Raw genomic sequence first — 19,270 nt, 5'->3', positions numbered from 1 at the left:
GAGTAGGGTGTCGCAGTGCCGCAGGAACCATGCGCGCGGAATCGGAGGAACCATGTCCCAGTCCAGCAGTCCGGGAACGGGGGCGGCTCCTACCAGCAAGCAGCTGACCGCGCGCGTCATCGGCATCTCCGTCTCGGCCGCGGTCGGTGGCTTCCTCTTCGGGTTCGACTCCTCCGTGGTGAACGGCGCGGTCGACGCGATGCAGGACCACTTCGCGCTCAGTGAGGCGCTCATCGGCTTCGCGGTCGCGTCAGCGCTGCTCGGTTGCGCGCTCGGCGCCTACCTCGCGGGCCGGATCGCCGACAGCCGCGGCCGCATCTTCACGATGCTGCTCGGTGCAGGCCTGTTCTTCATCTCCTCCTTCGGAGCCGGCTTCGCCTTCTCCCCCTGGGACCTCGTGATCTGGCGCATCGTCGGCGGGCTCGGTATCGGCATCGCCTCGGTCGTGGCTCCGGCGTACATCGCCGAGATCGCGCCGAGCGCCATCCGCGGCCGTCTCGCCTCGCTGCAGCAGCTCGCCATCACGCTCGGCATCTTCGCCGCGCTCCTGTCCGACTCCGTCCTGGCGGGCGCCGCCGGCGGCGCCTCGAACCCCCTGTGGTTCGGCGTCGAGGCCTGGCGCTGGATGTTCATCGCCTGCGCGCTCCCGGCCGTGGTCTACGGCGTGCTCGCGATGCGGCTCCCGGAGTCGCCCCGGTTCCTCGTCCGCAAGGGCAAGTCGGACGAGGCCCGCCGGATCTTCGCGACCGTCTGGCCGCAGGAGGAGGTGGATCGCGCCGTCAAGCTCGCCGAGCAGGCGGTGAAGGACGATGAGCAGCAGAAGAAGGCGACCCTCTGGGGCGGACGCTTCGGGCTCCTGCCGATCGTCTGGATCGGCATCATCCTGTCGATCTTCCAGCAGTTCGTCGGCATCAACGTGATCTTCTACTACTCGACGACGCTGTGGAAGGCCGTCGGGTTCCAGGAGTCCGACTCGCTCCTCATCTCGGTCATCACCTCGGTGACGAACGTCGCGGTCACCGTCGTCGCCATCCTGCTCGTGGACCGCATCGGTCGACGGCCGATCCTCCTCGCGGGTTCCATCGGTATGACGGTCTCGCTCGGCGCGATGGCGATCGCGTTCACGCAGTCGGTCACCGACAGCGCCGGCGAGGTGTCGCTCCCGCAGCCGTGGGGCACGATCGCCCTGGTGGCCGCCAATGTGTTCGTCGTCGCATTCGGGGCGTCGTGGGGACCGCTCGTCTGGGTGCTCCTCGGCGAGATCTTCCCGAACCGCCTGCGCGCGAAGGCACTCGGTGTCGCGGCGATGGCGCAGTGGATCGCGAACTTCCTCATCACGGTCAGCTTCCCGGCCCTCGCCGCGTTCTCCCTGCCGGTGACCTACGGCATGTACGCGCTGTTCGCGCTCCTCTCGTTCGTCTTCGTCCTCGCGAAGATCCCCGAGACGAACGGCCTGACGCTCGAGGAGGCGGAGACCCTCTTCGTCAAGAAGCCCAAGAAGTCCAAGGCGGGCGCACAGACCCGATCCTGACGACCGACGCGGAACGCCCGACGAGCCTGCTGGCTCGTCGGGCGTTCCGTCTTTGCGGCATCCTCAGGCGGAGGCGGCGGCTCCGACGGGCACCGCACTGACGGTGCGGTCGATCGTGAACTGGCCGAGGACGCGCGTCCCGCTGTACAGCACGGCGGTCTGTCCGGGAGCGACGCCGTCGAGCGGCGTCTCCGGGTGGACGACGAGCTCGCCGTCGACGAGCGTCAGTGCGGCGGGAACCGGGTCGGCATGCGCACGGATCTGGACGTCGCACGGGATCGGTGCGACACCGACCTCCGGAGCCCTCCCAGCCCAGGTGAAGCGCGAACCGGCGATCTCGCCGATGGCGAGCGCCTCCTTCGGCCCGACGACGACCGTGTTGTCCTTCGGGCGCACCTCGAGGACGAAGCGCGGACGTCCATCCGGCGCGGGCACGCCGAGGTGCAGGCCCTTGCGCTGGCCGACGGTGAAGGCGTGGGCGCCCTCGTGCGAACCGACGACGGCTCCGTCGCGGTCGAGGACCTGGCCGGTCTCGGTGCCGACCCGCTCCCCCAGCCAGCCCTTCGTATCGCCGTCGGGGATGAAGCAGATGTCGTGGCTGTCGGGCTTGTTCGCCACCGTGAAGCCGCGCTCCGCGGCCTCGGCTCGGACCTCGGCCTTCGACGGTGTCGCGCCGAGCGGGAACATCGAGTGCGCGAGCTGTTCGGCGGTGAGCACGCCCAGGACGTACGACTGGTCCTTGGCCCAGGCACTCGCGCGGTGCAGCTCACGATCGCCCTCGGGGCTCGTGACGATCGTGGCGTAGTGACCGGTCACGACCGCGTCGAACCCGAGGTCGAGCGCCTTCTCGAGCAACGCCGCGAACTTGATCTTCTCGTTGCAACGCATGCACGGGTTCGGGGTCCGGCCGGCGCGGTACTCGGCGATGAAGTCGTCCACCACGTCGAGCTTGAAGCGCTCCGAGAAGTCCCACACGTAGTACGGGATGCCGATCAGGTTCGCCGCACGCTGGGCGTCCATCGAGTCCTCGATGGTGCAGCACCCGCGACTGCCGGTCCGGAGCGTGCCCGGCATCCGGCTGAGCGCCAGGTGGACGCCGACCACCTCATGGCCTGCGTCGACGGCGCGCGCCGCTGCCACGGCGGAGTCGACTCCGCCACTCATCGCTGCCAGAACTTTCACCGGGCAAGTCTACGCGCCAGCCGCTGGACGGCCACCCGCAAGCGGTGACGGCGCGGCTGCTCAGGGACGAGCGCCCAGCGCCGTGTCGCGGTCGGCGGAACCGGCCCGACTCGCCTGTGCGTACGCGCGCGGCAGGGCCTGGAGGAAGTCGTCCACGTCCGTCTCGGTCGTCGTCCGACCCAGCGTGATCCGGAGGACCGATCGGGCCTCCGTCTCCGGGCGTCCCATCGCGAGCAGGACATGCGACGGTTCCGGGACGCCGGCCTGGCAGGCTGAACCCGTCGAGACCGCCACCCCTGCGAGGTCGAGGAGGAAGAGCATCGAGTCTCCCTGTGCGCCGGGGAACACGAAGTTCGCGTTCGACGCGAGTCGCTCGCTGGGATCGCCCGTCAGCTCGGCCTCCGGAACGGTCGCCCGCACGCCGGCCACGAGTCGGTCGCGCAAGGTGCCGAGACGCTCCTGCTCCGCGGTCCGCTCGAGCGCCATGAGCTCCGCGGCGACGGCGAACCCGACGGCTGCCGCGACGTCCTGCGTGCCGGAGCGGAGTCCGCGCTGCTGTCCGCCACCGTGCTGCAACGGCTCCACCACGGCTGCGCGGCTCACGACCAGGGCTCCGATCCCCACGGGACCACCGATCTTGTGCGCGGAGACGCTGAGCGCGACGAGACCACTGGCACCGACCGATCCGGATGCGGCGCGAAGGTCGGCGAGGTCGATGGGGAGGTGTCCGTAGGCCGAGACCGCGTCCAGGTGGAACGGCACCTCGGCCGCTGCGGCGAGCGCCGCCAGCCGGACGACGGGCTGGATGGTGCCGACCTCGTTGTTCGCCCAGAGCGCCGTCGCCACGGCGATGTCGGGGCCGTGGTCGGCGAAGCGCTCGGCCGCCGTGTCGAGTGAGACCCGGCCAAGGTCGTCGAGCGGGATCCAGAGCGGGGATGCGCCCTCGTGGCGCTCGAGCCATTCGACGGTGTCGAGCGTGGCGTGGTGCTCCCCCGCGGGTGCGAGCACGGCGGCACGGCGTCGATCCTGCTGTCGGTGCCAGTAGAGACCCTTCAGGGCGAGGTTGATGGACTCCGTGCCGCCGGAGGTGAAGACGAGTTCGATGGGGTCGCACCCGAGGGTCGCAGCGACCCGCTCACGCGCCTCTTCGAGGAGACGGCGGGCCTGCTGCCCGGGGCCGTGGATGGAGGCCGGGTTGCCGACGGTCGCCATCGCGGACGCGTAGGCCTCGATCACCTCGGATCGCACCGGGGTCGTCGCGGCGTGGTCCAGGTACACCACCATGCCGCTCCTCCCCTCGCCGCGGTGTCCGCGGATCTTCGCGCACTCCCGCACTCACTACTGTAGAACCCATGAACGCTGGTGACCCCTTCCACGATCTCGGCGTCCGCCTCGGCCCGTCCGGTGGTGAGCTCCGTGTGTGGTCCGAGCATGCGGATGCCCTCGAACTCGTGATCTTCGACGACAAGGATCTGAACTGGATCACCCACTCGGTCGAGATGACCCGCGACGACGACGGGGTCTGGAGTGGGAGTTCCGAGGAGCTGGTGCTCGGCCGACGCTATGCGGTCCGCGCCTCCGGGCCGTCCTCGCCGAACAACGCCTTCGACCCGAGCCTGCTGCTGCTCGACCCCTACGCCCGCGGGCTCGCCCGCGTGTCGGCCGAGCAGTGGCGTTCCGTCGTCGTCGACGACGCGTTCGACTGGGGCGGTGTGCAGAAACCCCGTGTCCCGCTCGACCGGACCGTCGTGTACGAGGCGCACGTCAAGGGGCTGAGCAAGCTGCACCCCGACGTGCCGGAGGAGCTGCGGGGCACGTACGCGGGCCTCGCCCACCCCGCGATGATCGCGCATCTGCACGATCTCGGGGTGACGAGCGTCGAACTGCTGCCGGTGCACGCGTTCACCTCCGAGCAGCGTCTCATCAAGCAGGGCCTCGTCAACTACTGGGGCTACAACACCCTGAACTTCTTCAGTCCACAGGCCTCCTACGCGACGAAGACGGCTCAGGCGGGTGGCGCGGACGAAGTCCTCCGCGAGTTCAAGGGCATGGTGAAGCTGCTGCACGAGGCCGGCCTCGAAGTCATCCTCGACGTCGTCTACAACCACACCGCCGAAGAGGGGCCCGGCGGCCCCCGCACGAGCTTCCGCGGCATCGACAACGCGACCTACTACCGTCAGGACGCCACCGGCGCCTACATCGACGTGACGGGCTGCGGCAACACCGTGGACTTCGGCCACCCGGTCCCCCAACAGCTCGTGCTCGACTCGTTGCGGTACTGGGCTGACGAGGTGCAGATCGACGGCTTCCGGTTCGACCTCGCTGCGACGCTCGGTCGGAACGAGGCGGTCGAGTTCACGCCCGACCACCCCCTGCTCGAGGCGATCGTCCACGACCCGTCGCTCGTCGACGCGAAGATGATCGCCGAGCCCTGGGACGTCGGGATGGGCGGCTGGCAGACGGGGAACTTCCCCGCCGGTTGGCACGAGTGGAACGACCGGTACCGGGATCGCGTCCGCAACTTCTGGCTCTCCGACATCGACTACGCGAGACGGGCGGACGCCCCGGTCGGGATCGGTGGGTTCGCGACCCGTCTGGCCGGATCGAGCAACACCTTCTCCGCTGAGCGCGGTCCGTTGGCCTCCGTCAACTTCATCACGGCCCACGACGGGTTCACCCTGGCCGACCTCGTCTCGTACGACGTCAAGCACAACGTCGGGAACGGCGAGTCCAACCGCGACGGCACGGACAACAACCGTTCCTTCAACCACGGTGCCGAGGGCCCGACGGACGACCCCGCGATCCTCGCCGCTCGTCGCAAGGCGATGCGGAACCTGCTCGGCACGCTCCTGCTGTCGGCGGGTGTCCCGATGCTCACGGCGGGCGATGAGTTCGGGCGGAGTCAGCGCGGCAACAACAACGCCTACTGTCACGACTCCGAGCTGACGTGGGTCGGATGGACGAGGGAGCCCTGGCAGGACCAGTTGCTCGCGCACAGCCGCCGGCTCCTCGAACTCCGGCGCGAACACCCCGCCCTCCGACCGGAGCACTTCGCCGCCGCCGGGACGACGGTGCCCGGCGCGAGCGTCATGGACTGGTTCGACGCTTCGGGCGCGACCATGAGCACCGAGGACTGGACGAGTCCGCGGAACCGGACACTGCAGTTCTTCTCGACGAGCACGCCGGAGTCCGAGGAGCTCGACCGCGTGCTGCTCATCGTGCACGGTGTCGAGCAGCCGGTCGAGGTCACCCTGCCCGAGCACGAGGGCGTGACCGCGTTCGTGCGCATCTGGAACTCCGCGGACGACGCACCGATGTCCGAGGAGGAGCAGTACGTCCCCGGCCAGACGGTCCCGGTCTCCGCCACGTCGATGCAACTCTTCCGAGCCGTCTGACGATGGCGAAGCGCAGGGTCGAGGGCGGAGGCACGCCGGCGACGGTGACGTTGACCTCGTTGGGCATCCCCTTCACCCCGCGCGCCTACCGACACGACCCGTCGGTGACGGCCTTCGGTCTCGAAGCCGCCACGGCGCTCGGCGTCGACCCGCCCAGGGTGTTCAAGACCCTGCTGGCGGAGGTGGACGGGTCGCTCGTCGTCGCGATCGTCCCGGTCGCCGACCAACTCGACCTCAAGGCGCTCGCGGCGGCCCTCGACGGGAAGCGGGCGACGATGGCGGACCCTGCCGTCGCCGAGCGGAAGACGGGCTACGTGGTCGGCGGCATCAGCCCGATCGGGCAGCGCACCACGCTCCCGACGGTGCTCGACGAGAGCGCCTTCGAGCACGAGACGGTGTTGGTCTCGGGTGGTCGGCGCGGGTTCGACCTCGAACTCGCCCCGTCCGACCTCGGATCGGCCGTCTCCGCCGTCGTCGCGCAGATCGCCAGATAGTCGGATCCCTCGACGCACCGGTCCGAGGGTCGCACCGGTGCGTCGGAGGAGATCGCCCTACTGGTCCGCCACGGCGACGAGCCCGAGTTCCGCGGGGGTGAGGAGCAGCTCGTGTCTCGGCACGATGCGCACCGTGTACCCGAACCCGCCGGCCCGATCGAGGGGAAGCGTCCCGGCGTACTCGAGTGTGTGCTCCGGCCGACTCGTCGACGGGGACTGCTGCTGCTCGAGCGGCTGCGTCCGGATGTCGAGCAGTTCACCTCCGGCACCGGGTACCCCGCAGACCACCTCGACGGTCACGTCCTCGGGTGACAGCGATCCCAGCTGGACGTAGGCGCGCAGCCGCAGGACGTCACCGACCTGCGGGACCGCGTCGACACCGCCGCTCTCGACATGGGCGACCGCCAGCTGTGGCCAGGCCTCGCGCACCCGCCGCTTGTAGGCCGCCAGCTCGCGCGCCCGCTGCTGATCGGACGCGTTCAGCTCGCGCTCCATCGCCGCCGCCGGGAGGTACATGCGCTCCGTGTACTCGCGGACCATGCGGTCGGCGCTGAGCGGTTCGGACAGCGTCGAGATCGTGTGTCGCACCATCTGCATCCAGCGCTGCGGCAGCCCGTCGTCCTCGCGCTCGTAGAACCGCGGTACCAGCTGGTGCTCGAGGATCTCGTACAGCGCCGTGGCCTCGAGGGCGTCGCGTTCCTGGTCATCCGCCGCCCCGTCCGCCGACGGGATGACCCAACCGTTCTCGCCGTCCGCGTACTCGTTCCACCATCCGTCGAGGATCGACAGGTTCAGTGCTCCGTTGAGCGCGGCCTTCATGCCGGACGTCCCGCAGGCCTCGAGCGGACGCAACGGGTTGTTCAACCACACGTCACAGCCGGGGTAGAGCGTCTTGGCCATCCCGATGCCGTAGTCCGGCAGGAAGACGATGCGCGATCGGAGCTCGGGATCCTGGGCGAACTGCACGAGGCGCTGGATGAGCCGCTTGCCGTCGTCGTCCGCCGGGTGTGCCTTGCCCGCGACGACGATCTGGACGGGCCGTTCGGGGTGGAGCAGGATCGCGCGCAGTCGGTCGGGATCGCGCAGCATGAGGGTGAGCCGCTTGTAGCTCGGCACACGCCGGGCGAACCCGATCGTCAACACCTCGGGGTCGAGCAGTTCGTCGATCCAGGACGGGAGCACCGCTTGCGGGTTCTGGGTCCGATACCCATCGGCGATCCGGCGCCGCACGTCGGCGACGAGGCGCTCCCGCGTACCGTGCTTGCGCGACCAGAGCTCGGCGTCCGAGAGCGAGGGATCGGACCAGTCCGCCCGACTCGTGTCGGTCGTCCCCCACCGGTCCACGGCGAGGTCGACGAGCGACGGATCCGTCCAGCTCGGGGCGTGGACACCGTTCGTGATCGACGTGATCGGCACGTCCGAGACGTCGAAGCCGGGCCAGAGCCCTCGGAACATCGCCCGGCTCACCTCGCCGTGCAACCGACTGACGCCGTTCGCGCGCTGCGCCAGACGCAGGCCCATGATCGCCAGGTTGAACACGTCGGCCGAGCCGCCGTTCGCCGTCTCGTCGCCGAGTGCGAGGACGTCCGGTGCGGCGACGCCCGGGAGCAGGTCACCGCTGAAGTAGCGCGTGATCACCTCGCGGTCGAACCGGTCGATCCCGGCTGGAACGGGGGTGTGCGTCGTGAAGACGGTCCCGCCGCGCACGAGCTGCAGCGCCTCGTCGAAGGAGAGTCCGTTCCCGACGAGGTCGCTGATCCGCTCGAGCCCCAGGAAACCGGCGTGGCCTTCGTTGGAGTGGTAGACCTGCGGCAGCGCGTGGTCCGTGAGCTCGCTCCACTGCTTGATCGCTCGGACGCCGCCGATGCCGAGGAGGAGTTCCTGCAGGAGTCGATGCTCGCCACCCCCGCCGTACAACCGGTCCGTCACGCCGCGCAGGTCGGCGACGTTCTCCGGAATGTCCGTGTCGAGCAGCAGCAGTGGCACCCGACCGACCTCGGCGATCCAGACCCGTGCCGACAGGCTCCGGTCGTCGGGGAGCGCCAGGGTGACGGTGACCGGTGTCCCGTCCGGTTCCCGGAGCACGGTGACCGGGAGTCCGTCGGGGTCCTGCACGGGATAGGACTCCTGCTGCCAGCCGTCGTTCGTGATCGACTGCGCGAAGTATCCGGAGCGGTACAGGAGACCCACGCCGACGAGCGGCACACCCAGGTCGGAGGCGCTCTTCAGGTGGTCGCCGGCGAGGATGCCGAGTCCGCCCGAATACTGCGGCAGGGCCGCGGCGATACCGAATTCGGGCGAGAAGTAGGCGATCGTCTGCGGTTTCGGGTCCGGGAGGCCCTGGTACCACCGCGGCTCCTCCAGGTACCGGCGGAGGTCGGCGTGCAAGGCGTCGGCCCGGCCGACGAAGTCCGCATCGGCGGCGAGTTCCGCCAGTCGCTCCGGTGTCACGAGTCCGAGGCCGCTGATCGGATCGTGGTCGGACTCGCGCCAGACGTCCGGTGCGATCTCGTCGAACAGGCGCTGCGTCGGCTCGTGCCACGACCACCGCAGGTTCGCAGCGAGGGCGGTGAGCGAGGTCAGGGAATCGGGGATGAGCGCGCGGACGGTAAACCTGCGGATAGCCTTCACGCGCTCACTCTATGGCAACCGCGGAACGCACCCGAACGCTCATCGGGCGGCCACCTGGGACACGGCAGCGCCCAAGGCCCTAGCATGACGCGCGACACCCCGCGCGCCCCTTCATCGGTGGTCGTTTCGCGGTACGGTCGGACCAGTGGCACCGAAGGAGATGGAACGCACTATGCCGAAGTCAGTACCGCAGTCCTCCACCGTCGACGACGCCGTACCGGTGTCGCTCACGCTGTCCCCGAGCATCGGGCGCATCCCGATCCTGGATCCGACGCCCTCGGTCGAAGGTGGCCGTTGGCCGGCCAAGGCGTTCTCGGACGAGGTGGTGCCGTTCGGCGCGACCGCGTTCCGCGAGGGACACGACCTCATCGGCGTCGAGCTTCTGCTCACCGATCCGCGCGGGAAGACGGTCGCGCATCGGATGGCTCCGGGCGCCCCGGGCACGGACCGCTTCGAGGTCGAGGTCCAACTCGCGACCGAGGGCACCTGGCGGTACCAGGTCCGCGCCTTCGCCGACGAGTTCTCGACCTGGGAGCACAACGCCCGGGTCAAGATCGAGGCCGGCGTCGACGTCGAGCTCATGTACCTCATCGGCGCGGAACTCCTCGAGCGCGCCGCGACGGACAAGCTCCGCCCGGCGAAGGACCGCCGCTTCCTCACCGCCGCCGCCAAGCTCCTCCGCGACACCGACGCCGAGCCGGCAGCCCGGTTCGCGGTGCTCGACGACCCCGAACTCCTGGCCATCGCCGACCGCCGACCGTTCGCCGGTCTCGCGAGCACGAGCGACGAGCGCGTGGTCCGCGTCGAGCGAACCCGGGCCGGCGTCGGTTCCTGGTACGAGTTCTTCCCGCGGTCGGAGGGTGCCGAGCGGAACCCGGACGGCTCCTGGACGTCGGGCACCTTCCGCAGCGCAGCCGGTCGGTTGCCGGCCGTCGCCGCGATGGGGTTCGACGTCCTCTACCTGCCGCCCATCCACCCCATCGGCGTGACGTTCCGCAAGGGGCCGAACAACACCCTCACGCCCGGCGAGCACGACCCGGGTTCCCCCTGGGCGATCGGTGGTTCCGCGGGCGGTCATGACGCGATCCATCCCGACCTCGGCACGGAGAAGGACTTCGTCGCCTTCGTCCGCCAGGCGAAGAAGGTCGGCCTGGAGGTCGCCCTCGATCTCGCGCTGCAAGCGTCGCCGGACCACCCCTGGGTGACCGAGCACCCCGAGTGGTTCACGACCCTCCCCGACGGCACGATCGCGTACGCCGAGAACCCGCCGAAGAAGTACCAGGACATCTACCCGGTCAACTTCGACAACGACCCCGAGGGCATCCGGGCCGAGGTGCTGCGCATCGTCCGGCACTGGATCTCGCTCGGTGTCCGCATCTTCCGCGTCGACAACCCCCACACCAAGCCGCTCGACTTCTGGGAATGGTTGCTTGCGACCGTCAACCGGACGGACCCCGACGTCGTGTTCCTCGCGGAGGCCTTCACCCGTCCGGCCCTGCTGCAGGGTCTGGCGAAGGTCGGGTTCCAGCAGAGCTACACCTACTTCACGTGGCGCAACACGAAGGAGGAGCTCGAGGAGTTCCTCGGCGCGGCAGCGACCGAGACCGCCGACTTCCTCCGGCCCAACCTGTTCGTCAACACGCCGGACATCCTCACCGAGTACCTCCAGTTCGGTGGCCGGGCGGCGTACAAGGTGCGTGCGGCGATCGCCGCGACCGCCGCTCCGACGTGGGGGGTCTACGCCGGGTACGAGCTCATCGAGAACGTCGCCCGTCCCGGTGCCGAGGAGAACATCGACAGCGAGAAGTTCGAGTACCGTCCGCGGGACTGGGCCGCTGCGGAAGCCGCCGGCACCTCGCTGTCGCCGTACCTCACCCTGCTCAACCAGATCCGGCGTGCGCATCCCGCCCTCCGGCAGTTGCGCAACATCAGCTTCCACTGGAGCGACGACGACCAGATCCTCGTCTTCAGCAAGCATCTCGACCAGCGGTTCACCGGCACCGGTGAGCACGACACCCTGCTCGTCGTCGCCAACCTCGATCCGCACTCGGTCCGACAGACCATGGTGCACCTCGACCAGACCGTGTTCGGTGGCGTCCCGGGCGGCAGCTTCGACGTCACGGACCTCGTCACGGGGGCCGAGTGGATCTGGTCCGACAGCAACTTCGTGCGCCTCGACGCCTTCACCGAGCCCGTGCACATCCTGAGCGTGAGGATCCGACCATGACGACCAGCCCTGTGACCCCAGACGGAGCCGCTGCACCGAAGCGCTCCGGCCGTCGCGCCGCACCGATGCCGGTCGACGCCACACCGGCGCCCCGGGAGCTCCCGCTCCCCTCCGTCGAGGACTGGATCCTCGACGCCGTCGCGGAGGGCCGCTATCACGATCCGCACCAGATCCTCGGCCAGCACCTCGTCGACCTCGGCGGGGTGAGCGACCCCCTCGTGGTCGTCCGCGCCAGACGGCCGCTGGCCGAGCAGGTGACGGCGGTGCTCGCCAACGGTGCGCGCGTGGAGCTCGCGCACGTCCGCGCCGGCATCTGGCAGGGCTTCCACGTCGACGGCATCATCGACTACACGCTCGACGCCCGCTACAGCGACGGGTCGATCTGGAACGCCGACGACCCGTACCGGTTCGCGCCGTCGATCGGTGAACTCGACCTGCACCTCATCGGCGAGGGTCGCCACGAACGACTCTGGGACGCACTCGGCGCACACGTCACCGAGCTGCGTGGGGTCACCGAGTCGGTCGCCGGCACCGCGTTCGCCGTCTGGGCACCTCACGCACGTGCGGTCCGGGTCATCGGCGATCTCAACTCCTGGGACGGCACGGCGCACGCCATGCGCAACATGGGTGCGACGGGTGTCTGGGAGCTGTTCATCCCCACCATCGGCGCCGGCGAGCTGTACCGCTTCGAGATCCTGACCCAGCACGGCGACTGGGTCCGTCGGTCCGACCCGATGGCCCGGTTCACCGAACGCTCCCCCGCCACCGCATCCGTGACCGGTGTCAGCGACTACCGCTGGACGGACGAGGCGTGGCTCGATCGGCGGGCCGCGAGCGATCCCCACAACGGACCCATGAGCGTCTACGAGCTGCACGTCGGCTCCTGGCGTCCCGGGCTCGGCTACCGGGACCTCGCGGACCAGCTCATCGAGTACATCGCTGAGCTCGGCTACACGCACGTGGAGTTCATGCCGCTCGCCGAGCACCCCTTCGGCGGGTCCTGGGGCTACCAGGTCACCGGCTACTACGCGCCGACCAGCCGCTTCGGTTCGAGCGACGACCTCAAGTACCTGATCGACCGTCTCCACGGCGCGGGGATCGGCGTCCTCATGGACTGGGTGCCCGGCCACTTCCCCAAGGACGAGTGGGCCCTCGCGAACTTCGACGGTCAGCCCCTCTACGAGCACCCCGACCCGCGACGTGGCGAACAGCCGGACTGGGGCACCCTCGTCTTCGACTTCGGCCAGCCCCAGGTCAAGAACTTCCTGGTGGCCAACGCCCTCTACTGGCTCGAGGAGTTCCACGTCGACGGCCTGCGCGTCGACGCCGTCGCCTCGATGCTGTACCTCGACTACTCGCGGAAGGACGGCGAGTGGCTGCCGAACGTCCACGGCGGGCGCGAGAACCTCGAAGCGATCAGTCTCCTCCAGGAGGCGAACGCGACGGCCTATCGACGGAACCCCGGGATCGTGATGATCGCCGAGGAGTCGACGAGTTGGCCCGGCGTCACCGCGCCGACGAGCGAGGGCGGACTCGGGTTCGGCCTGAAGTGGAACATGGGCTGGATGCACGATTCGCTCCAGTACATCGAGCACGATCCGCTCTACCGGTCGCACCACCACGGCGAGATCACCTTCTCGATGGTCTACGCCTTCAGCGAGAGCTTCCTCCTGCCGATCAGCCACGACGAGGTCGTCCACGGCAAGGGGTCCCTCCTCGCGAAGATGCCCGGTGACCACTGGCAGCAGCTCGCGAACATGCGGGCCTACCTCGCCTTCATGTGGGCCCACCCCGGCAAGCAGTTGCTCTTCATGGGCCAGGAGTTCGGTCAGCCCTCCGAGTGGTCGGAGGAACGCGGTCTGGACTGGTGGATCCTGGACCAGCCGAGCCACCGGGCACTGCTCGGCCTCGTGTCCCGACTCAACGCCGTGTACACGGACCACCCGGCTCTCTGGGCCCTCGACCACGACGCCGCCGGCTTCGAATGGCTCGACGCCGGGGACGCGCAGAACAGCGTGCTCTCCTTCCTGCGCTGGGACGACGACGGCAACGTGATCGCCGCGCTCGTGAACTTCTCCGGTGCCCCCGTCGGGCCGTGCCGGGTCGGTCTGCCTCGCGCGGGTCGGTGGGAGGAACTCCTCAACACCGACGCCGTGGAGTACGGCGGATCCGGCGTGGGCAACTACGGATCGGTCGAGGCGTCGGCGTCACCGTGGGCGGGACGCCCGGCTTCCGCCGAGCTCACGCTGCCCCCGCTCGGCATGATCTGGCTCAAGCACGTCGGCTGACCAGGCTTCCGCGGCACCCGGATGCACGACGAAGGCCCGCCTCCTGAGGGAGGCGGGCCTTCGTCGTGCATCGGTCGGTCAGTAGAGCAGGCCGGTCAACCGGGCCCTGGCCTTCATGACGCGCGGATCGGTGACGCCGGCGACCTGGAACAGCTCGAGCAGGCGCGTCCGGACGGTGTCCTTGCCCGACTGGTCGAGGTCGGGGAACAGCGTCAGCAGCCGGTCGAAGGCGTCCTCGAGGTGTCCTCCGGAGAGGTCGAGGTCGGCGACGGTCAGCTGGGCGTCGAGGTCGTCGGGAGCGGCGGCCGCCTGTCCGCGGATCTCATCGAGGGTCTTCCCCGTGAGGCGGTGCAGCAGACGGACCTGGGCGAGGCCGGCCACAGCCATGTCGTCCTTCGGGTTCTGCGCAATGGCCTTCTCATACGCGGCGATGGCCGTCGGGTAGTCGGCGCGCTCGATGGCCTCGTACGCCTCGGCGTGGAGGGGCGGCAGCGGTTCTTCCACGGGCTCGGCAGGGGCTGCAGCGTCGCCATCGGCGACGACGGCCCGACCGGAGACCCCGTTCTGCTCGGCCAGCTGCAGCAACTGCTCGATCACGTCGCGCACCTGTGACTCCGGGATCGCGCCGTTGAACATCGGCACCGGGCGTCCACCCACGACGGCGACGACCATCGGGATCGACTGCGCCTGGAAGGCTTGGGAGAGCTGCGGGTTCGCGTCGACGTCCACCTTGGCGAGCACGAAGCGACCGGCGTATTCCGCGGCGAGGCGCTCGAGTACCGGCGAGAGCTGCTTGCACGGCCCGCACCATTCGGCCCAGAGGTCGATGACGACGGGGACCACGGAGGACAGCTCGACGACCTGTCCGAACCCGTCGTCCGTCGCGTCGAAGACGAGGGACGGGACCTGGACGGTCTGGTCGGTCGTCGCGCCGGGTGCTTCTGCAGGCGCGCCTGGCTGGGTCGGCGCGCCGGCGGGCGGCGTCTGGTGGCGACGCGCGAGGCCGGAGAGGTCGACGGCGCCGCGCAGGTGTGCCGCGCTCGGCTCCGCGGCACTCACGGGAGCTCCGATGCGGCGATGAGGGTCTGGGTGAATCCGAGCAAGGTGATCTTCTCTCCGGAGTTGACGGCTGGCACGTAGAACAGGAGCTGGTCGCCGTAGGTGGCCTGTGTCCCCTTCGCGCTCTCGGTGATCCCGGAGAGCGCGGCGACCGCACCCGAAGGTTTCACGGTAGCACCGGCGGTGACGACGGAGACCACCTCGCCCTCCTGCACGTTGACGGCGACGATCGCGCCGGAGTCGTTGGTCGCCAGCGCGACGTTCGGGCCGGTACCGGCGGCCGCCGAGAAGGCGATGCTCGCCGTCGTCGGCAGGTTCGCGGCCTTCGTCGCGCGGTCCGCGGCGACCTGCGTGCGGAAGACGTCGCCATCGGCGTTGAACAGGCCGGCGAAGGTGCTCGCATCGCCGTTCGTGATGATGTCGGCGTAGGCCGCGGCGATCTCCTCCGGTGGCATGACGAGCAGCTTCGAGTCCGGCGGGACGCTCGCGGCACCGATGGTCGCGGGCGCGACGTTCTCGAGTCGGGCGCCCTCGAGGAGTTTCTCCGCGTAGACGACCTGGTAGTTCGACCGCGGGTCCTGCTGGGTCATCACGAGGACCGTCGGCGACACCGTCTCGTCGGCCTTGTCCTGGATCGCGGTCATGACCGTCCGTGGCCAGGCGTCCGTCGCCTGAGGCAGGGTGAGCGTGACGGGCGAGGCGGGGATGGGGGTCGCTCCGGCGGCGTCGGCCACCTTCGAGCGGAGGGCGTAGTTCGCGGTGCGCTCCTCGAGCGCCGGCCCGGAGAACCGGACGGCCGCAGCGGTGCCGTCGAGCGCAGCATCGGCCTCGGACGCCGCCGTCGAGATCCGCGACACGATCCGTTCGACCTGTGGCACGGTGACGACGGGCGCCGCGAAGTCCTGGTCCTGGCTGTCGGCCGGCAGGTCCGTCGCGGTGACGGTGGGCGTCGGTGACGGCGCTCCGATGGTCGGCCAGTAGTCCTGGGAGCAACCGCTCAGGCCGAGCGTGCCGATGAGGACGAGCGGGACGCCCACGACGAGGGAACGGCGGAGCGGGGAGCGCTTCGTTTTGCCGGCCCCGAGTTCACGGGGGCGGCGCGGCTTCGGTTGTCTCGACATCTTCGTGATGCCCTTCTGTCCTTGTCCCGGACCCTTGCGACGCGGGCCTCGCGAGCGACGCATGCGCTGGATCCCCGAGAGGTAGAGCACGATGCCGGCGAGGAGCACGAGGATGCCACCGGCGATCAGCGGGCCGGCCCACGGGGTGGCGTTGTCGAGTGGCCAGGAGAGGCGGAGGGAATCCGGAGCGGCGGCCGTACCGTCGGTCGCGATGAGCACGTCGATGTCCTTCGGCAGGTTCATCGTCGCGATGACTGCCCCCGCCTCGTCGTACTCGCCGAGCCAGAGGTCGGATCCCCGCGGGTTCGGGCCCTGCTCGGAGGTGGTGGTGTCGTCGGTGGCCTCGGGGGCCGGCGTCGCCGACGGCTCCGGACTCGGGGTCGCCCCGTCGTCGGTCGCGTCCGCCTCGGCGGTGACGGTGGTGGTCGTCAGGGCGGTGCCGGCACTGTTGACGCCGACGCGGCTGTAGGGCTCGTCGCCGAGCCAGGCCGTGATGTCGTCGGAGCGCCCGTAGCTCATGAACACCTGGGTGTCGCCGCCCGCGCCCGCCACGATGGACTGCGCTCCCGGCTGCGACTGCAGCACGCTCCCGGGGATGACGATGAACCGATCACCGCTGTCGACCGTCGTCGACAGGCTGAAGGTGCCGGGCGAGAGGAACACGGTCCGTTGCGCGATTCCCGTCACGATCATGACGGCTGCCACGACGAACGCGGCGATGGCGAGAACGAAACGCACGGATTACTCTCCTCTGGCGTCGGAGCGACGCGGGTGATCCTGCGTCCGACGGGATCCGGCGGGTCGGGCCGGCAGGAGACGCAGGTGGTTCAGGGTATCGGAAATGACTGGGAGGCGGCTAGACGGCCGCTGAGAGGCCGGGGGCCGGCCAGTGGGTCGGGAGCGGCAGCGCCTCGGGACGCACTGCAGCGACGATCTCGGTGAGCACGCGACGGGTCTGACTCTCCCCCACCCACAGGTGCTTGGCACCGTCCACCGGGACGAGGGTGGCCCCGGGGAGCACGCCGAACCGTTCCGCCGCTTCCGCTGGTCGGAGGTAGTCGTCGAACTCGGGCACGAGGACGACCATCGGCCGGTCGTCGCCGGCCCAGGCCCGGAGCTCGTCCTCCGTCGTGCGGTGCAGCGGCGGAGAAAGGAGGATCACGCCGTCGACGGCCGGGTCGCGACCGTACTTCAAGGCCAGCTCGGTCCCGAACGACCATCCGACGATCCACGGATGCGGAAGCCCGCGCTCGACCACGAACGCCAGCGCAGCCTCGACATCGGCCCGCTCGCCGACGCCGCCGTCGAACGCGCCGTCGCTCGTCCCTCGCGGAGACGAGGTGCCGCGGGTGTTGAAGCGGAGCACGGCGATCCCCGCGAGCGCAGGCAGGCGCGCCGCGGCCTTCCGGAGCACATGGGAGTCCATGAACCCGCCGGCGGTGGGCAGCGGGTGGAGCGTCACCAGGGTCGCGACGATCTCGCCGTCGGCCGGCACCGCGAGTTCGCCGACCAGGGTCAGGCCGTCGGCCGTGTGCAGCTCGATCTCCTCGCGGACGGCGGGGAGCTCGGCGCCACCACGGATCTCGATGGTGTCGGTCATGAGTCAGTCCTCCGGGGCAGTGTGGTCGGGTCGTTTCGCGACGTGCGTGCGTTCACCGGATCCGCCAGCAGTGCGAGTGCCAGTGCCGCCGGGCAGCGATGTCGGCCTGGTCGCCCAGGACCCCGTCAGCGCGCCACGTCACCACATGGGCGGTGCCGGGCGGGATGGACTGTCCGCATCCAGGACACACATAGGTCTTCTGCGCACTGGAACCGCTGACGGGCTGGACGAACCAGGATCCGTCTCGATGGTCCTCGGTGCGTTTCCACCCCGCCATCAGCCGTTCGAGACCGTTACCCTCGTCGTCGCCGGGCCGCGGCCGGTGGCGGTGGTGTCGGGGCATGGGTCAAGTCTAGGCTCAGCCTCCACGACCGTGTCGGGAGGCGGTTCCGGTCAGTACCAGCCGTTGGACTCCGAGTGGGCCCACGCGCCACACGGCGTGCTGTACCGACTCGTGATGTATCCGAGACCCCAGGTGATCTGCGTCGCGGGGTTGGTCGCCCAGTCGGCTCCGGCCGAGGCCATCTTGGAGCCGGGAAGCGCCTGCGGGATGCCCGTGGCGCCGGAGCTGGCGTTGTAGGCGTACACGTTCCAACCCGACTCGCGGTTCCACAGGGAGACGAGACAGCTGTACTCGCCCTCGCCCCAGCCGTTGGCCATGACCATGTCGTAGGCGATGGCCTGAGCCGTACCCGGGTCGGGCGTGCCTGCCGCGGGAGCACTGCCCGTGGACGAGGAACCGCCGCCGGTCGCGGCCGGCGTCGCCACGGGAGGCGGCGGGGGCGGAGCGACGACCTCGTAGCTGTCGCGGGCGAAGGTGTACTGGTAGTTCGAGCTTGCGACGACCGACTGCGCGGCGTTGCCACCGAACTGCGCCTGCTTCTCCGCATAGGAGGACGCCACGACGCTCGAGGTCGGGTCGACCATCGTCACGGCGACGAAGCCGAATGCAGCCGTCGCCGCGAAGATCCCGAGGACCTTCTTGCCGCGAGAGCGCGGCCGACGGTAGGCCTGAACAGCCTTACCGGTGTTCGGCTGGGCTGATGGTTTCCACGGGGTCACGTCAGTTGAGTCTTGAGGCACGATGCATCGATGGTAGCCGAGAATGCCTGATCAGGCCACCTGGTCGGCCGACGCTCAGCGAACCGCCAGCATGACGTCCACGACGCTGTCGAGCAGTGCGTCGACCTGGGACTCGCGGTAACCGGCCCATTCGTTGCGGAACACGGCCGTGCGGACGCGGTCGACGTTGAGCGGCGTGCCGTCGTGGAAGTAGGCGACGAGGCGATCCGCGAGGGCGTCCACGTCCTTCCGGCTGTAGCCGCGGGCGAGCAGGCTCACGCGCTGGAACCGCTGGCCCTCCGGCCTCGTCAGCCGGTTGAGGATGACCTGCGCGGTGCCGCGGGCGTCGCGCAGCCACTCCTTGGCACCGCGCTCCTCGACCGACCGCTCCCGCTCGCGGAGCGAGAAGGCGTCCTCGAGTCGCTCGAGCGCCGCGTCGACGTGCTCGGTGCTGTAGCCACCCCGGACGAGCCGGAACGCCACGTGCCGGATGTCCTCCGCGCTCAGGATCGCATCGGCGTCGGCGTCGGTGTCCTGCCCGTAGGCGGCGCGAGCGCGGTCGAGGAACTCGTCGACCTCGGCCGGATCGTAGCCACGCTTCGAACGTTTTGCGGTGGGGAAGATCGTGCTCACCGGACCATTCTCCCCCATGAGGGGCTGATCGGGCGAAATCGGACCGA

At 69.8% G+C, this 19,270-nt stretch carries 14 protein-coding genes; 5 read left to right on the top strand and 9 right to left on the bottom strand.

Annotated elements, in window-relative coordinates:
• Positions 1 to 52 precede the first annotated feature (52 nt).
• Positions 53 to 1,531 carry a sugar porter family MFS transporter gene (locus ACLIME_RS03620; RefSeq protein ID WP_079705678.1) on the top strand — a complete coding sequence of 493 codons (1,479 nt, stop codon included), beginning with the start codon at positions 53 to 55 and terminating at the stop codon, positions 1,529 to 1,531.
• Positions 1,532 to 1,594: 63 nt separating this feature from the next.
• Here the strand turns inward: ACLIME_RS03620 and mnmA are convergent, their stop codons facing one another.
• Positions 1,595 to 2,713, bottom strand: a complete 1,119-nt coding sequence (mnmA, locus tag ACLIME_RS03615) for a tRNA 2-thiouridine(34) synthase MnmA (protein ID WP_229938575.1) — start codon at positions 2,711 to 2,713, stop codon at positions 1,595 to 1,597.
• Positions 2,714 to 2,773: 60 nt separating this feature from the next.
• Positions 2,774 to 3,997 (bottom strand): cysteine desulfurase family protein, encoded by a 1,224-nt coding sequence (locus ACLIME_RS03610; protein WP_411558216.1) that lies wholly within the window; start codon positions 3,995 to 3,997, stop codon positions 2,774 to 2,776.
• A 68-nt stretch (positions 3,998 to 4,065) separates the two neighbouring features.
• Between ACLIME_RS03610 and glgX the strand changes: the two genes are divergently transcribed.
• Together glgX and ybaK are read left to right on the top strand one after the other, a co-directional pair.
• Positions 4,066 to 6,108, top strand: coding sequence for a glycogen debranching protein GlgX (gene glgX, locus ACLIME_RS03605; protein WP_411558215.1), 2,043 nt, complete (start codon positions 4,066 to 4,068; stop codon positions 6,106 to 6,108).
• 2 nt (positions 6,109 to 6,110) lie between these two features.
• Entirely contained in the window at positions 6,111 to 6,602 is a 492-nt protein-coding gene (gene ybaK / locus ACLIME_RS03600) for a Cys-tRNA(Pro) deacylase (protein WP_411558214.1), read from the top strand.
• Between the two features lie 57 nt (positions 6,603 to 6,659).
• On the opposite strand, the gene glgP is transcribed toward ybaK, so the two are convergent.
• A complete protein-coding gene (gene glgP / locus ACLIME_RS03595; protein WP_411558213.1) occupies positions 6,660 to 9,233 on the bottom strand; it encodes an alpha-glucan family phosphorylase in 2,574 nt (857 codons plus the stop codon).
• A 172-nt stretch (positions 9,234 to 9,405) separates the two neighbouring features.
• Here glgP and ACLIME_RS03590 point away from each other — a divergent pair, with 172 nt between their 5' ends.
• Entirely contained in the window at positions 9,406 to 11,460 is a 2,055-nt protein-coding gene (locus ACLIME_RS03590) for a maltotransferase domain-containing protein (RefSeq protein ID WP_411558212.1), read from the top strand.
• 65 nt (positions 11,461 to 11,525) lie between these two features.
• Positions 11,526 to 13,748 (top strand): 1,4-alpha-glucan branching protein GlgB, encoded by a 2,223-nt coding sequence (gene glgB / locus ACLIME_RS03585; protein WP_411558772.1) that lies wholly within the window; start codon positions 11,526 to 11,528, stop codon positions 13,746 to 13,748.
• 78 nt (positions 13,749 to 13,826) lie between these two features.
• Here glgB and ACLIME_RS03580 read toward each other — a convergent pair whose 3' ends face one another.
• The 6 genes from ACLIME_RS03580 to ACLIME_RS03555 all read right to left on the bottom strand — a co-directional run bounded on the left by ACLIME_RS03580 (position 13,827) and on the right by ACLIME_RS03555 (position 19,223).
• The gene (locus ACLIME_RS03580; protein WP_411558211.1) at positions 13,827 to 14,807 is read right to left on the bottom strand and encodes a tetratricopeptide repeat protein; all 981 of its coding nucleotides are present in this window, start codon (positions 14,805 to 14,807) and stop codon (positions 13,827 to 13,829) included.
• A complete protein-coding gene (locus tag ACLIME_RS03575; RefSeq protein ID WP_411558210.1) occupies positions 14,804 to 16,666 on the bottom strand; it encodes a hypothetical protein in 1,863 nt (620 codons plus the stop codon). Before ACLIME_RS03575 ends, ACLIME_RS03580 begins: the two co-directional genes overlap by 4 nt.
• 118 nt (positions 16,667 to 16,784) lie before the next feature.
• Positions 16,785 to 17,528 carry an alpha/beta hydrolase gene (locus tag ACLIME_RS03570; RefSeq protein ID WP_192005112.1) on the bottom strand — a complete coding sequence of 248 codons (744 nt, stop codon included), beginning with the start codon at positions 17,526 to 17,528 and terminating at the stop codon, positions 16,785 to 16,787.
• Between the two features lie 52 nt (positions 17,529 to 17,580).
• Entirely contained in the window at positions 17,581 to 17,871 is a 291-nt protein-coding gene (locus tag ACLIME_RS03565) for a hypothetical protein (RefSeq protein ID WP_071260877.1), read from the bottom strand.
• A gap of 50 nt (positions 17,872 to 17,921) precedes the next feature.
• Positions 17,922 to 18,590, bottom strand: a complete 669-nt coding sequence (locus ACLIME_RS03560) for a lytic transglycosylase domain-containing protein (RefSeq protein WP_411558209.1) — start codon at positions 18,588 to 18,590, stop codon at positions 17,922 to 17,924.
• A 75-nt stretch (positions 18,591 to 18,665) separates the two neighbouring features.
• Positions 18,666 to 19,223, bottom strand: a complete 558-nt coding sequence (locus ACLIME_RS03555) for a DivIVA domain-containing protein (protein ID WP_236555416.1) — start codon at positions 19,221 to 19,223, stop codon at positions 18,666 to 18,668.
• Positions 19,224 to 19,270: the final 47 nt, after the last annotated feature.

The organism is Plantibacter sp. MPB07 (assembly GCF_046619465.1).
Lineage (GTDB): Bacteria > Actinomycetota > Actinomycetes > Actinomycetales > Microbacteriaceae > Plantibacter > Plantibacter auratus.
This window is presented reverse-complemented; position numbering and strand designations above follow the sequence as displayed.